General features: G+C 56.0%; 11 protein-coding genes. 3 read left to right on the forward strand and 8 right to left on the reverse strand.

Features of this window, described 5'->3' with window-relative positions:
* Nucleotides 1–118 precede the first annotated feature (118 nt).
* From lipA to sucB, 4 genes are all read right to left on the reverse strand, one after another.
* Nucleotides 119–1,162, reverse strand: coding sequence for a lipoyl synthase (gene lipA, locus B142_RS0105055; RefSeq protein WP_018120461.1), 1,044 nt, complete (start codon nt 1,160–1,162; stop codon nt 119–121).
* Between the two features lie 79 nt (nt 1,163–1,241).
* Nucleotides 1,242–2,003 carry a lipoyl(octanoyl) transferase LipB gene (gene lipB, locus B142_RS0105060; protein WP_018120462.1) on the reverse strand — a complete coding sequence of 254 codons (762 nt, stop codon included), beginning with the start codon at nt 2,001–2,003 and terminating at the stop codon, nt 1,242–1,244.
* Nucleotides 2,004–2,097: 94 nt separating this feature from the next.
* A complete protein-coding gene (locus B142_RS0105065; RefSeq protein WP_155860938.1) occupies nt 2,098–3,285 on the reverse strand; it encodes an MFS transporter in 1,188 nt (395 codons plus the stop codon).
* 228 nt (nt 3,286–3,513) lie between these two features.
* A complete protein-coding gene (sucB, locus tag B142_RS0105070; RefSeq protein ID WP_018120464.1) occupies nt 3,514–5,658 on the reverse strand; it encodes a 2-oxoglutarate dehydrogenase, E2 component, dihydrolipoamide succinyltransferase in 2,145 nt (714 codons plus the stop codon).
* A gap of 126 nt (nt 5,659–5,784) precedes the next feature.
* On the opposite strand from sucB, the gene B142_RS0105075 reads away from it, so the two are divergent.
* Nucleotides 5,785–6,177: a hypothetical protein gene (locus tag B142_RS0105075; RefSeq protein WP_018120465.1), complete on the forward strand. Its 393-nt coding sequence runs from the start codon at nt 5,785–5,787 to the stop codon at nt 6,175–6,177.
* Nucleotides 6,178–6,215: 38 nt separating this feature from the next.
* Here the strand turns inward: B142_RS0105075 and B142_RS0105080 are convergent, their stop codons facing one another.
* Nucleotides 6,216–7,751 (reverse strand): leucyl aminopeptidase, encoded by a 1,536-nt coding sequence (locus B142_RS0105080; protein WP_018120466.1) that lies wholly within the window; start codon nt 7,749–7,751, stop codon nt 6,216–6,218.
* A 137-nt stretch (nt 7,752–7,888) separates the two neighbouring features.
* On the opposite strand from B142_RS0105080, the gene B142_RS0105085 reads away from it, so the two are divergent.
* Nucleotides 7,889–8,977 (forward strand): branched-chain amino acid aminotransferase, encoded by a 1,089-nt coding sequence (locus B142_RS0105085; RefSeq protein ID WP_018120467.1) that lies wholly within the window; start codon nt 7,889–7,891, stop codon nt 8,975–8,977.
* Here B142_RS0105085 and B142_RS0105090 read toward each other — a convergent pair.
* Nucleotides 8,974–9,903, reverse strand: coding sequence for a nicotinate-nucleotide--dimethylbenzimidazole phosphoribosyltransferase (locus tag B142_RS0105090; RefSeq protein WP_018120468.1), 930 nt, complete (start codon nt 9,901–9,903; stop codon nt 8,974–8,976). The two genes, B142_RS0105085 and B142_RS0105090, sit on opposite strands and share 4 nt — an antisense overlap.
* 52 nt (nt 9,904–9,955) lie before the next feature.
* On the reverse strand, nt 9,956–10,726 hold the full coding sequence (locus tag B142_RS0105095) for a DUF3043 domain-containing protein (protein WP_018120469.1): 771 nt from the start codon (nt 10,724–10,726) through the stop codon (nt 9,956–9,958).
* 131 nt (nt 10,727–10,857) lie between these two features.
* On the opposite strand from B142_RS0105095, the gene B142_RS0105100 reads away from it, so the two are divergent.
* Nucleotides 10,858–11,202, forward strand: a complete 345-nt coding sequence (locus B142_RS0105100; RefSeq protein WP_018120470.1) for a HesB/IscA family protein — start codon at nt 10,858–10,860, stop codon at nt 11,200–11,202.
* Nucleotides 11,203–11,419: 217 nt separating this feature from the next.
* On the opposite strand, the gene asnB is transcribed toward B142_RS0105100, so the two are convergent.
* On the reverse strand, nt 11,420–13,342 hold the full coding sequence (asnB, locus tag B142_RS0105105; protein ID WP_026167857.1) for an asparagine synthase (glutamine-hydrolyzing): 1,923 nt from the start codon (nt 13,340–13,342) through the stop codon (nt 11,420–11,422).
* Nucleotides 13,343–13,754 lie beyond the last annotated feature (412 nt).

Below are 13,754 nucleotides of genomic sequence, written 5' to 3' on the forward strand. Positions count from 1 at the left end.
CTCTCACTTTAAGGGGTAGTCAACCGATTTCTAAAACATCGTCAGCACTCATAATAATAAGTGCTCATAAGAAAACGCGCTCCGGGCAGATTCCCGAAGCGCGTTGCACGTTCGAACTCTAGCGAGTCGTTACCGGAGTCGCCTCTGACGCGCCATACTTGCTCAACAGCGAGGATGCTTCCTGTGCCGTTGGGCCCTGCGAAGTTTCCTGCAGATGTGACAGGCGCTCTGGTAATTCACGCCCACGCGCCTGCATTGCCTGCACGTAGAGCTTGCCTGCGCGGTAGGACGAACGCACCAGCGGACCAGCCATAACAGCGCCGTAACCCATTTCGCGGGCAGCCTTGGAATGCTCCACGAATTCTTCTGGGCGTACCCAGCGGTCAATCGGGTGGAATAGCGGTCCCGGCCGCAAATACTGTGTGATGGTGATGATGTCGGTACCGGCATCGCGCAAATCCTGCAGGGTATCCAGGACCTCTTGCTCGGTTTCGCCCATACCCAGAATCAGGTTCGATTTGGTAATCAGACCGTAATCATGGGCCTGGCGGATTACATCCAGCGAACGGTCATAGCGGAATGCTGGACGGATGCGCTTGAAGATGCGCGGAACGGTTTCCAGGTTGTGCGCGAAGACCTCCGGCTCAGCCTCAAAAACTTCTTGCAGCAGATCAGGCTTGCCAGAAAAGTCCGGGGTAAGGTTCTCAATTCCCGTATTCGGGTTGAGCTCCCGGATCTTGCGCACGATTTCCGCGTACAGCCAGGCGCCCTCATCCTTCAGGTCGTCACGGGTAACGCCAGTGACGGTGGTGTAGTTGAGATCCATCTCGCGAATATTTTCTGCAACGCGACGCGGCTCATCGGTATCAAGCAGCCCTGGCTTGCCGGTTTTAATATCGCAGAAGTCGCAGCGACGGGTACACAGGTCGCCGCCAATCAGGAACGTGGCCTCACGCGATTCCCAACATTCGTGGATATTGGGGCAGCCGGCCTCCTGGCACACGGTGTGCAAACCGGCGCCAGCGACCTTGGCTTTCATGTCTTTGTATTCTGGGCCGTTGCGGACCTGGTTGCGGATCCAGCGTGGCTTTTTCTCGATAGGATTTTCTGCGTTCCGCTTTTCAATGCGCAGCAGTTTGCGCCCTTCGGGGGTGACACTCATAATGCCCCAGCCTACGCCTAGTAGTTTGTTCTTACCAGCACGCTGTAATACAGCGTTTGCGGAGGGGTTTTGGGGCGGATTACTGTGGCGAGTCGCCCACCCGCGAGGTATCCAAATCGTGATCGCTGACAGCCAAATCCCCAGCCAGAGCATGCACTAAAGATTTGTGTAAAAGCGGGATCATCTCCGCGGTGGTCACATCCCGGCCGTGCTCCAGCGATAATGTCGTGACATCGGCGTCGTCGATGCCGCAAGCGACGATATGGTCGTAGAATTCTAGCGAGTTATTGCAGTTCAATGAGAGGCCATGCATTGTCACACCACGGGTGACGCGAATGCCCAAAGCCGCGATTTTGCGGTCACGTTCGGAAGCATTCTTGTCGACGGCGCGTACACTATGCGGAACCCACACGCCGGAACGGCCTTCCATCCGGCCAACTTTCTTTGTGCCGAATTTTGTCAGCGCGTCAATGATGGCTTCTTCTAGGCGGCGCACGTAATCCACCACATCGACTGGTTCCGCAAGTTTGATGATGGGATAGACCACCAACTGTCCGCGGCCATGCCAAGTGATGCGGCCGCCGCGATCCACCTTGATTGTCGGTAATCCGTTAGTGGGCATATCCGACGGTTGGGTGCGTTTGCCCGCAGTATAGACATCGGGATGCTCCAGAAACAGTAGTTGATCTGGGATTTCGTCGTCGGCGCGTTGCTTGGCTAGTTTCGCCTGTAGATCCCACGCCTCTTGGTAGTCAATGGTGCCAAGGTTCTGGACCTCGAGGTCCTCGTTGGCACGGATAGAACGATCAGCAGGAAAAAACGGGGCGCGTGGAGCAGTCATGGTGCACATTTTAACGCGCCCCGAAGACAGCGGGGCTGTGGGCGCGGGTTGTGGATGGGGGACGTGGACGCGAGATGTGGATACGGGATGTGGACTATGTCCGCTGTGGGAAGCGACGGGATTTTTTGAAAAACCGGCCGTCGAAACGCAGCACCATGAAGATGGTGAATAGCGCCATCGCGATACCAAACAAAAAACACGTGATGTAGCCAATTGCTGGCCCCAGAATCGAAATGATAAACGGGAAGGTAAACCCGATATAGGTCAGCGAGTAGAACGAGGCACTGGCCGCACCGAGCTCATCGTCCGGTGCGAGCCGCTGTGCTTCTTGCAATCCTGATGACATCAGGATGCCGTAGGCAAAGCCCAGCGGAATAGTCGCGAGCAGGCCAAAGACGACACCGACCATGGAATCTTGCCAAATGGCCACGCAGATCGAACACAGCATACCGACGATAATCAGCGACAAGCCATAAACCGCAGGAGGGTAGGTGCGAGAGCCGCCGACATATCGCTGGATAATGTTCCCGAAAACCATGGCCAAACAAGCGATGGATCCGGTGTAGACGACTGGGTGATCCATCTGCGCTTCGAGCAAGCGTGTGTTGACAGCGAATGCGGTCGATGCAGCACCGAAAACCCACGGGCCAGACAAACCCAGCGTGAGCCAGAAACGTGACGTTTTCACCTGGCTAGCCAGCAACTTACCCTTGCCCGTGCCCTCAGTCGGCACTGTTGGGGTGTTCCAGACCAAAGGGGTGATGATGGCTGCAAGAACCAAGTGCAGCAGATACGGGCTCAAGTCTGGTTTCGGCAGGAATTCTGCAACAATGCCAGCGACCAGCGGGCCGCCAGCGAAACCGGATGTCAAAGCGATGGTGGCCCGACGTGCACCTTGGATCGCTGGGCCATCAGAAAGCTGCTTCAACCAGGCAGCACCCGAAGCCATCACCAGACCCGTCGCCAAGCCCGTAATGAATCGGCCTGCGCCGATGAATATAGCCGGGCCGAATGCACCGAGCGCGAGCACAGCGGATCCAATGAAGGAAAAGGTTAGCGCTGGACGAATGAGTGCGCGGCGCCCGTAGGTATCGGACATGGGGCCGCCGATGATGAGCGCGGGAATAAGACCAACGATGTAGATCGCGAGGAAAGCCGTCACCTGACCGTCGCTAAGATCTGCTTCTAGACGGTAGGAAACCATCAATGGGGCGAAGGCATTCGCGCCGAAGGCGACGACGAACATGCCTAAGCCAACTCTTAACCAATCGCTGATACGCATACGTTCCTCTTTTGGCTTCTTGGCGGTCGTCTCTCACGTTCCACCGAACACTGGTGGGTGCTTGAGTTGTTCTACATCACGTCACCGTGTGACCGCGGTTAACATGATGACCGTTATGTTACGTGAGTTGGCTCATAATGAGAAAACCGGGCCTTCCCGCCGCGTTGCCAGTGAAAGTAGCTGGAAACGCGGTGCTGGGAAGACCCGGTGTTGGGCTAGCGGGCTAGCTTATAGCTCCAGATCGGATTCGAAATCCGCAGTCTCGAGACGGTCCTTGATGGTGGTGATGAAGCGACCTGCATCCGCACCGTCGACCACCTGGTGGTCGTAGGTGAATGGCAGGTAGCACATCTGACGGATTGCGATGGCATCCTGGCCGTCTTCTGTGACGACGACTGGGCGCTTCTCGATGACCGCGGTGCCCAAAATACCGGCCTGTGGTGGCACCAGGATTGGGGTGTCCAGAAGCGCGCCTTCCGAACCGATGTTGGTGACGGTGAAGGTAGCGCCGGTGAGATCGTTTGGCTTCAGCTTGTTGTTGCGTGCTCGATCTGCCAGCTCGACGATCTCTGCAGCGATCTCTGGCAAGGATTTCTCCTGGGCCTTCTTGATGACTGGAGTCAGCAGACCCTTCGGAGTATCTACCGCGATGGCGACATTGACGTCTGCGTGGTAAGTCATCTCCTTCGTATCTGCGTTGTACGAAGCATTCACGTTCGGGTGAGAGACCAAGGCTTCCACGGTGGCCTTAACGAAGAACGGCAGGAAGGTCAGCTTCGCGCCGTGCTTGTCAGCAAACGCCTGCTTGTTGGCCTTGCGCAGGTTGGATACCGCGGTCATGTCGATTTCCTGCACGTGGGTCAGCTGTGCAGAAATCTGCAGTGCTTCCACCATCTTCTGTGCAGTGATCTGACGGATGCGGTTAACCTTCTGCGTCGTACCACGCAGCTCCGCCTTTTCGGGATCGACAGACTTGGTCGACCAGTTCGAACCGGATTTCTTGGCGTCCTTGCCGGAAGTCTTCTCGGCATCCTTATCCTGAGCAGAAGAGTCAGCGGAACCACCTTCGACAGCAGCGATGACGTCTTGCTTGCGGATGCGTCCGCCAACGCCGGTGCCTTCCAAGGAGTTCAAGTCGACGCCGTGCTTGTCAGCCAACTTACGTACCAGTGGGGTGACGTAAGGAACCTTGCCGGAGTTCTTCTTGCCGGAATCCTTGGACTGTTCCTTCTTCGGCTCAGACTTGTTGGCTTCTTCCTTGTCCTCGGACTTCTTCTCCGCCTTCTTCTCGGAAGCAGATTCCTTCTTGTTGGACTTGTCCTCTTTGTCCTCAGATGGGGAGTCGTCAGTGTCATCGGAGTCATCTGAGTTAGCTGCGGCGTTGTCGTCGCCGACGCGGACAATAACCTCGCCAACTTCGACGGTGTCGTCTTCGTCGGCGAGGATTTCGACGATGGTGCCAGCTACTGGGGATGGAACTTCGGTGTCAACCTTGTCGGTGGAGACTTCAAGCAGTGGTTCGTCTACTTCGACGGTGTCGCCCACGGATTTCAGCCACTGGGTGATGGTGCCTTCGGTGACGGATTCGCCGAGTTCTGGCATTTCCACATCGGTGGTCTTGCCGGAGCCGCCGGATTTCTTCTCCGACTTCTTGTCGGACTTGTCTGCTTTGTCCTCGGACTCTGCGGACTTGTTGTCAGCCGCCGAGTCATCAGCATCGTCAGCGTCATCGGAGTCATCCGAGCCAGCTGCGGCGTTGTCGTCGCCGACGCGGACAATAACCTCGCCAACTTCGACGGTGTCGTCTTCGTCGGCAAGGATTTCGACGATGGTGCCAGCTACTGGGGATGGAACTTCGGTGTCAACCTTGTCGGTGGAAACCTCTAGTAGTGGTTCGTCTACTTCGACGGTGTCGCCCACGGATTTCAGCCACTGGGTGATGGTGCCTTCGGTGACGGATTCGCCGAGTTCTGGCATTTCCACATCGGTGGTCTTGCCGGAGCCGCCGGATTTCTTCTCCGACTTCTTGTCGGACTTGTCTGCTTTGTCCTCAGATGCGGAGTCATCGGCAGCGTCGGCCTCATCTGCATCAGCGGCGTCGTCGGAGTCAGAATCGTCGGAATCTGCGGCTTCGTCCGCATCACCAATAATGGCAATGACGTCGCCAACCTCTACAGTGTCGTCTTCTTCCGCTTTGATCTCGAGGATCGTACCCGAGACCGGGGAAGGGACTTCAGTGTCCACCTTGTCAGTGGAAACCTCAAGCAAAGGCTCATCGGCTTCGACGGTGTCGCCGACGGATTTCAACCACTGAGTAATGGTGCCTTCGGTGACTGATTCGCCCAGCTCGGGCATCTCTACGGAGTGCGACATGTGTGAGAGACTCCTCTAAAGTCGTTAGTAAATAGAAGCTACGCCATCCCAGCCTACCGCCATCAACGGTGCTTCGTGTAATGAGTCAACACGCACATTTGTGCATTACCCCTAGAATTGTGAACCGTGTTTAACCTATTCCGTCGGAACTCTACGAAATCACAGCTCAAGCCCCCTCGCGCTCCGGGCGATACCATCCGTGACAAAGACCGCGCAGAACTGGTCTCTTGGGTCAGCGGACGCGGAATGGTGGAAGGTTTCGTGGAGCCGGAAACTGTGGTTAACGAGATGTCGATCGTGCTTGTCGACGACACCGGCGACTACATTCGCCGCCGCATCGGAGGGCCAAAAGGAATAGACGCTGTGGCTCGGGCACTCGACGTTCCAATTTACGACGTCGAGGAAACCGGATATCCACAGCGTATGCGCGAGCGAATGAAACGTGAACGGATCCTGCGCAAGCGCCGAGAGCAAGCCGAGCGCCGCAAACAATGGGAGCAGCGCAACGGCGATGCTTGATGCTCGGAGCTTAATGCTCGGTGCGTGATGTTCTGTGCTTAGCTAGCAACCTCGTTTAACCAAGCTACCAACGTACGCACTGGCACACCGGTCGCGCGCTTGGCTGTATAGCCAGAAGCACTAGCCGCCCAGGCGGGTCCCGCGATATCAAGGTGTGCCCATTCGATGCCTGCGCCGACGAACTGGGAAAGGTAAGTGCCGGCGAACTGCATGCCGCCCCAACGGTCTTCCGAGATATTGCGGATATCGGCGGCTGGGGTCTTGATGGCTTCTGCGTGTTCTTCCAACAGCGCCATTGCCCAAGCTTTTTCGCCGACGGTGCGGCCTAGCTCCGCAATGCGATCACGCAATTCGTCGCTGCCCATCACGCCGTAAGTCTGCTTACCCAGTGCCAGCATCTGGTGGCCGGTCAGAGTTGCTGCTTCGACCAGGTAGTCTGGCTTATCCTCGCTGGCCCGTGCGATGGCGTCGGCAAGCACGATGCGGCCCTCGGCGTCGGTGTTGAGGATTTCCGAGGTGATGCCACCGTAGTGAGTGATGACATCACCAGGGCGGATCGCGTTGCCGGATGGCATGTTTTCTGCCAACGGAACCGTGGTGGTCAGCTCCACGTTGATATCAAGTTTCGCGGCGGCGACGGTGGCAGCAACAACGGCAGCAGAGCCGCCCATATCCATGATCATGTCGCCCATGCCAGCTCCTGGCTTGAGAGAGATACCGCCGGTATCAAAGGTAATACCCTTACCAACCAGCGCGACTTTCTTCTTCGCTTTGCGTGGGCGGTGGTGTAGGCGGACCAAGCGTGGCGGACGAACAGAACCTTGGCCTACCGCCAAGATGCCGCCGAAGCCTTCTTTCTCCAGCTGCTTTTCGTCCAAAACCTCAACTTTGAGACCGGCGTCCTCGGCGAAACCGCGAATAAACGAGGCATAAGATTCCGGGAATTTGTGGCTGGACGGCACATTGACGAAATCGCGAGCCAAGCAAACCGATTCTGCGCCGACCTGTGCGAAGCGGAAGATCTCTGCATCTTTCTTCGGATCACCAAGCACAGTGAAAGCGGCGGGGTCCTTGTCGGACTTGTTTTTCTTATCCTCTGGCTTGTCGACGCCATCGTCCTTGCTTCCACGGATGCCTGGGTAGGAATAGCTGCCCAAAATCAGGCCTTCGACGACCGGTGCCAGCTGCTCACGGTCGTCGGACAGCGCTACTGCAACGGAATCCAAGTCCTTGACCGCGCGGGATACGCTGCCAGCGGCGCGACGCAGCACCTCGTCGTCAAGCTTGTCGCGGGAGCCCAAACCCACCGCAACGATGACGTCGGCATCTAGCTTCTTCGGAGCTGGCAAGCGAGTGATCTCGTTCGCTGTACCCTTTGCCTTGACGGTCGCCAAAGCGTCGTTGACCTCGCGCAACAGGCTTCCACCGAGCCAAGCAGTCTCGACAGCCTCCACCGCGTTATCGTCATGGAATACGCCCACGACCAAGCCGTCAGACTTCTTCGGCAACTTCTTATTTAGCTCAACCGTGCTAATTTTTCCGCGGGCTGGAAGCTCAAACTTTTTGTCAGCCATATTTTCCTTTCTCGCGTAATACATTGCTTGTGCAAATCGGTTTCAGGCCATACCAGCCTAGCGAGATTTAGCGGTGCATGCTGCGGCTTGTGTGCCCTGTATCTCTTTTAATTCAGGCAGCGGGTACATTAGCTACCATGACCGACTTCGAATTTGCAGTAACCCGCAACGAAAACCCGACCCCGCAAGCTGAGCGTGAAGAGATTCTCGCAAACCCAGCGTTTGGGAAAAAATTCACCGACCACATGGTGGTCGCAGACTGGAATGCTGAACAGGGTTGGCACAATCTCGAGGTCACGCCATATGCACCATTGACCTTGGACCCGGCAACCACCGTGTTCCACTACGGGCAAGCCATTTTTGAAGGAATCAAGGCGTACCGGCACAAAGATGACACGGTTGTTACCTTCCGGCCTGACAAAAACGCCCAACGGATCGCCAATTCCGCCCAGCGTATGGCAATGCCCGAAATCCCAGAAGATTTGTTTGTCCAGGCATTGGAAGAACTCGTCGCCGTTGACAAAGACTGGGTGCCGGCTGGCGGGGGAGAGGGCTCGCTTTACCTGCGCCCGTTTTTGATCGCCACCGAGGTGGGATTGGGAGTAGCCCCTTCGCAGAGCTATCGCTTTTTAGTTATTGCATCGCCGGTGGGAGCGTATTTCCCAGGCGGCGTGAAGCCGGTGTCGGTGTGGATTTCTGAGGATTATGTCCGCGCGGCACCCGGTGGTACTGGAGCCGCGAAATTTGCGGGCAACTATGCCGCATCGTTGGTGGCACAACAAGAAGCGAGTGCACACGACTGCGACCAGGTGGTTTTCTTAGATGCAGCCAACCGGCACAAAGTCGAAGAAATGGGCGGAATGAACGTCATGTTCATCATCGACGGCAAACTGGTGACCCCAGAGCTGTCTGGCACGATTCTGCCGGGAGTGACTCGAAACTCTATCCTGCAGCTCGCGCGTGAGATGGGCATTGAGGTTGTGGAAAAGACCATTACTTTGGAAGAGTGGCGGCAAGCCGCGAACAGTGGCGCCATGACTGAGGCTTTCGCCTGCGGTACCGCAGCGGTAATCACTCCGATTGGAACAGTGAAAACCAACCGCGATACTTTCACCATCGGTGGTGGGGAATCGGGTGAGATCACCATGCGCCTGCGCGAGAAACTGACCGGGATTCAGCGCGGTGAAGTTGCTGATGAGCACGGCTGGCTCCACAAATTGGCTTAAGTGTCGTCGTTTTGTGCGTTGATCGCTTCGGTGATTGCGTACACTTCGTCGCTGACAAGCTCAATTGCGGCATTAAGAGCCGAAAGGGCAAGCACACCACCGGTTCCCTGCCCCGTGGTGAGATCAAATGCCAGCAGGGGAGTGAGCTCAAGTTTCTGCACTGCCTGAATGTGCGCAGGTTCGGGCGAGAGCTGGCTCGAATACAACCACGCTCTGGTGCCGGGAGCAATCTTTTCTGCCACCAAGCCGCACACCGTCGCCAAGCAGCCGTCGACAAGCACTGGTGTTCTGCGAGCAGCTGCCTGCAATACGAAGCCGACCAAGGCCTGGGCTGCTGGCGAACCAGACTTAGTGAGTAGCTCCAGTGGTGCCGCGTGCGCAGTGCGGCACCGAAACATAAGGTCGCGGATAGCTGTGACATCGCATTGCCATTGTTGCGTAGTCAGCGATGTCTCCAGGCTGGCGAGAGCAACTGGCTCAGTCTTCGTTAGCGCGCCGAATAGCGCCGCTGCTTCGGTAGAAAACCCTTCGCCCAGCTCACCCGGGATTAATAAATCTGCTCCGGCATCGATTTCGGAATCGGCAATGGCACTGCCGAACTGCAATGCGGACTCACCGGCGGGGATTTCTTCGACGCGGACCCCTGCCCCGTGCGTACGCGCCAGTGTGGCGACCGGCGCAGAACCGGCAGCGATGTCCTTGGCTGAGTTTGCGCTAGCGTCATCGTGCGCGTAGAAAATCACGACCCGCGGCTGGCGCAACGGCTCTGCAGGTACTTTGCCCTGGCAGGCGGCCATGAATGCCGCAGCGTCGGTAAGCCGACCGAAACTCCGCCCCCGCTCAGTCGACGACATTGCGGCGATGACTGCGGTTGCGGCTTGCGCATCCACCTCAGCGGGACGTGCAAACTCTGCGTCAGAAACCATGGTGCAGCTACCTCGTTGCCGTTAATTTAAACAGTTACTTTAAGCCGAAGCTTTAAACTTTTGCGCCGCGTTCAACCTGTGGCTTTGGTGAACGCCACTTGCGTGGTTGAGTAGCACGCGAATACGCATAAAAGCCCAAACGAAGGCCGGTTTCAGTGGTGTCGGGGAATTTCTTGCGCACCGCATTATTGCAGCGCTTGCCCAAGATGACGCCCTCGATAGCAAGAATAACGATGACGACCATGCCGATCAACGAGATGATATTTGCAACGTAAGGGTTGATTCCGCCCAACAGCGTCGCACCCAAAATGATGAGTGCGATAAGCATGACCCAGTTGGTTAAAAATGCGCGCGAGTCCACCCAGTCGCGTGCGTAGCGGCGAACCGGACCGATATCGCGGGCTAAAAGATAACGCTCATCGCCAGCATCCATACGTTCTTGCTGTTCTTTGCGTCGACGCATGCTTTCTCGGCGTTCTTCGCGCTTGTAGTCCTTCCATTCCTGTTTGGACATGGACTTCTTTAACTCTTTGCGACGCTGCCGAGCCTGTGCCGGTGACGCACCGTTGGGGTCGCGCCGTACCCCGCGCCGAATCTCCTGCTCCTTACGGGAAGGAGTGGGTTTGTTCTTTTTCGGGGTATAACCCTTGGGCAAATCCGGCTGTTCAGATTGGTGTGCCCCAGACTCGGCTGATTCAGGCTGGGCTGAGTTGGACCGAGCTGAGACAGACCGATCTCGCGAACCGGCACCGTCTGTGCTGGAAGCGGAGTCGGCGGATTCGCTGGCTTCATTCTGCTGAGGTTTTTGCCACGGTAGTTTCACAGTTTTACAGGGTACAACTTTGCCAGCCAGTAACAACAATGAGCACAGGGTAATTCATGGCGGGTTTCGGCATCGGAAAAAGGGGAGTAGACTAACGGCAAAACAAGCGTTCACCATGAAGGAGAACTATTATGACCGCCCCTACTTCGTCGACTGGCGTCATCCTGACTGACGCCGCGGCTGAAAAAGCTAAGTCTTTGCTGGAGCAGGAAGGCCGCACGGACCTGTCCCTGCGCATCGCAGTGCAGCCAGGCGGCTGTGCAGGCCTGCGCTACCAACTGTATTTCGATGACCGCGAACTTGACGGCGATAAGATCGATGAAGTCGGCGGCATTAACTTGGTCGTCGACAAGATGTCGGTGCCATACTTGATGGGCGCGAAGATCGACTTTGCCGACACCATCGAACAGCAGGGTTTTACCATCGATAACCCGAATGCCGGTGGCTCCTGCGCTTGTGGCGACTCGTTCAACTAACCCCAAGCACAACTAGCGCCAAACACAGTTGAGCACCGAGCTTTGCGGCCATCTCGCCGCTGTGACCAGTTAGCTATTGCGCGAGCGATGAGCCACACGCTAGATGCTCGTGACTGGGCTGAGAAATACTAGAAGACCCTGAATCCCGGTGTAAACCGTGGATTCAGGGTCTTTTGCGTGGGTTAGTGCTCGCAAATGATGCTCTAACCGTCTTGGGCTATAGCCGCACTGGGTAGTCTCGCTGTTCGATTTCCGGGTCAATGCGCTTTTCGACGAAAATGCCGTGCCAAATCATGAACGCCAGTACTGTCCACAAACGTCGGGAGTGGTCAGATTGGCCAGCGCGGTGTTCCTGCAGCATGTCCAGGACGGCGTTTTTGTCGAAGATGTCGTCAGTCTGCGAAGCCTTGATTTGGTCTTGCGCCCAACCGTGCAGTTCGTCTCCAGCCAACCAATGCCGCATCGGAACCGGGAAGCCGAGCTTCTTGCGGTGCAAAACGTGCGGGGGAACGATCTGTTCCATGGCTTTGCGCAACGCATATTTCGTTGTGCCGTGACTGATTTTGAGCTGGTGTGGGATGGTTTCGGCCACGCGGAAAACTTCCTTATCCAAAAAAGGCACGCGTAGCTCAAGCGAATTCGCCATATTGATCTTGTCGGCCTTTACCAGGATGTCGCCGCGCATCCAGGTAAATAAATCCAAGTGCTGCATTCGCGCGACTGGATCCATATCTTCTGATTTCGCGTAGATATCCTTCGTGACATCGCGGTGATCCCAATCTTTCCGTGCCCAAGGGATGACTCGCTGCATCTGTTCGAAATTGAAAGAACGCGCGTTGCCGTAATAGCGCTCTTCCATAGTCATCGAACCTCGTTCGAGCAGAGACTTCCCCTTCATGCCGTCGGGCAATACGCGGGATAGGACGCCCAGTCCACGACGCAGTGGTCCTGGTACTTTCTCAAATGGTGCGAGGGAAAGTGGTTCCTTGTAGATGGTGTAACCACCAAAGAGCTCGTCAGCTCCCTCACCTGAAAGCACAACCTTGACGTGTTTGCGAGCTTCGGCAGCGACAAAGTGCAACGGGACTAAGGATGGGTCAGCAACGGGGTCATCCAAGTACCACATGATCTTCGGAATAGCGTCGGCGTATTCCTCTGGGCTGACCACTTTGACAATGTGCTCTGCACCGATGGCCTCCGCAGATTCCGCAGCGACGTCGACTTCTGAATAACCTTCGCGTTCAAAACCAGTGGTGAACGTCAGCAGGTTAGGGTTGTGGCGTTTTGCTAACGCAGCGATCGCCGTGGAATCGATGCCGCCGGAAAGGAAAGAACCAACCGTAACGTCGGCCCGCATATGCTTTTCGACGGAATCCTCCAGCGCGTGCGCGATGCGATCAAATAATTGCTGTTCCTGTCCTGCAGGAACAGGCTTGGTGCGGAACCGCGGACGGAAATAACGCTCAGCTTTTACCTCGCCAGCCGGCGATATAGTAGCGGTGCAACCAGACTCCAGACGCCTGATATTAGCGTGTAGGGATTCAGGTTCCGGCACGTATTGGAGGTCGACGTAGTGCTCAATTGCCCGCCGGTCAAGATCCAGGCCTAGACCGATAGCGTCGGCCAGCTCCAGGATTGATTTCTTTTCCGATGCAAAGACCGTGCCCGCGGGCGTCGTAGCGTAGAACAATGGCTTGATACCAAATTGGTCCCGCGCGACGAACATCTGCTGGCTTTGTGTATCCCAGATAGCGATGGCGAACATGCCACGAAGGTGCTCTACAACGGCTGGGCCCCAATGATGGAAACCGACCACAATCGGTTCTCCATCACCGGAGGTATTGAAGCTATAACCTGCTTCCTGCAGCTCTGCCCGCAATTCTACGTAGTTGTAGATTTCCCCGTTGAAAGTCATCGCGTATCGTTCGGGCTCGTCTTCTGGGCCCCAACGGAGTGGTTGATGGGAATGTTCTAAGTCGATAATAGAAAGACGATTGAATCCGAATACCGCATGATCATCATTCCACGTTCCTGCGGCATCGGGACCGCGGTGACGCATGCAGGGAAGTGCATCCTCCATTGCAGAGACATAAGAAGTAGCGTCGCCACGCGCCGTCAACATAGCGAGAAGTCCACACATTGTTAATTTCTCCTCTGGGTGGTGTAGTGCCCCGACTACTTTACGGCCCACAGTGATTAAGCGGTTAATCATCCGGCGAAAGTTGCTACGAAGGCGTGTGCAATCAACATGGGCTTATCCGTTTACCTCAAAGTGAGTGAAACTTTGGGATGATACCAAGCCCTTTTAATGTGAGCTGGATTATAAAAAATATAGAAACGGGTAAAGTCCGCTGTCTAGGACTGCCTAAAAGGTGCCCGTTGTGCAGCACATACCCCGTAAGTAAGTGAAATGAAGCGATCCCTGCAGAAGGCTAGCGTGTTTACTCGAGTAAGGCTGCTGCGAAACTGATAAGAATGCGGCGCATTTGAGTTATGCTGCTTAAATAGGAATGCTTATAACAGTAGGCAGACAATTGTGTGCAAAGAAAGGC

Source organism: Corynebacterium propinquum DSM 44285, from assembly GCF_000375525.1.
Taxonomy (GTDB): Bacteria; Actinomycetota; Actinomycetes; order Mycobacteriales; family Mycobacteriaceae; genus Corynebacterium; species Corynebacterium propinquum.

What these genes read in the sequence shown, in the direction of transcription:
- lipA (WP_018120461.1), bottom strand. Translation starts at nt 1,162, where the DNA reads ATGAGTGTCACCCCCGAAGGGCGCAAACTGCTGCGCATTGAAAAGCGG.
- lipB (WP_018120462.1), bottom strand. Translation starts at nt 2,003, where the DNA reads ATGACTGCTCCACGCGCCCCGTTTTTTCCTGCTGATCGTTCTATCCGT.
- B142_RS0105065 (WP_155860938.1), bottom strand. Translation starts at nt 3,285, where the DNA reads ATGCGTATCAGCGATTGGTTAAGAGTTGGCTTAGGCATGTTCGTCGTC.
- sucB (WP_018120464.1), bottom strand. Translation starts at nt 5,658, where the DNA reads ATGTCGCACTCCGTAGAGATGCCCGAGCTGGGCGAATCAGTCACCGAA.
- B142_RS0105080 (WP_018120466.1), bottom strand. Translation starts at nt 7,751, where the DNA reads ATGGCTGACAAAAAGTTTGAGCTTCCAGCCCGCGGAAAAATTAGCACG.
- B142_RS0105085 (WP_018120467.1), top strand. Translation starts at nt 7,889, where the DNA reads ATGACCGACTTCGAATTTGCAGTAACCCGCAACGAAAACCCGACCCCG.
- B142_RS0105090 (WP_018120468.1), bottom strand. Translation starts at nt 9,903, where the DNA reads ATGGTTTCTGACGCAGAGTTTGCACGTCCCGCTGAGGTGGATGCGCAA.
- B142_RS0105100 (WP_018120470.1), top strand. Translation starts at nt 10,858, where the DNA reads ATGACCGCCCCTACTTCGTCGACTGGCGTCATCCTGACTGACGCCGCG.
- asnB (WP_026167857.1), bottom strand. Translation starts at nt 13,342, where the DNA reads ATGTGTGGACTTCTCGCTATGTTGACGGCGCGTGGCGACGCTACTTCT.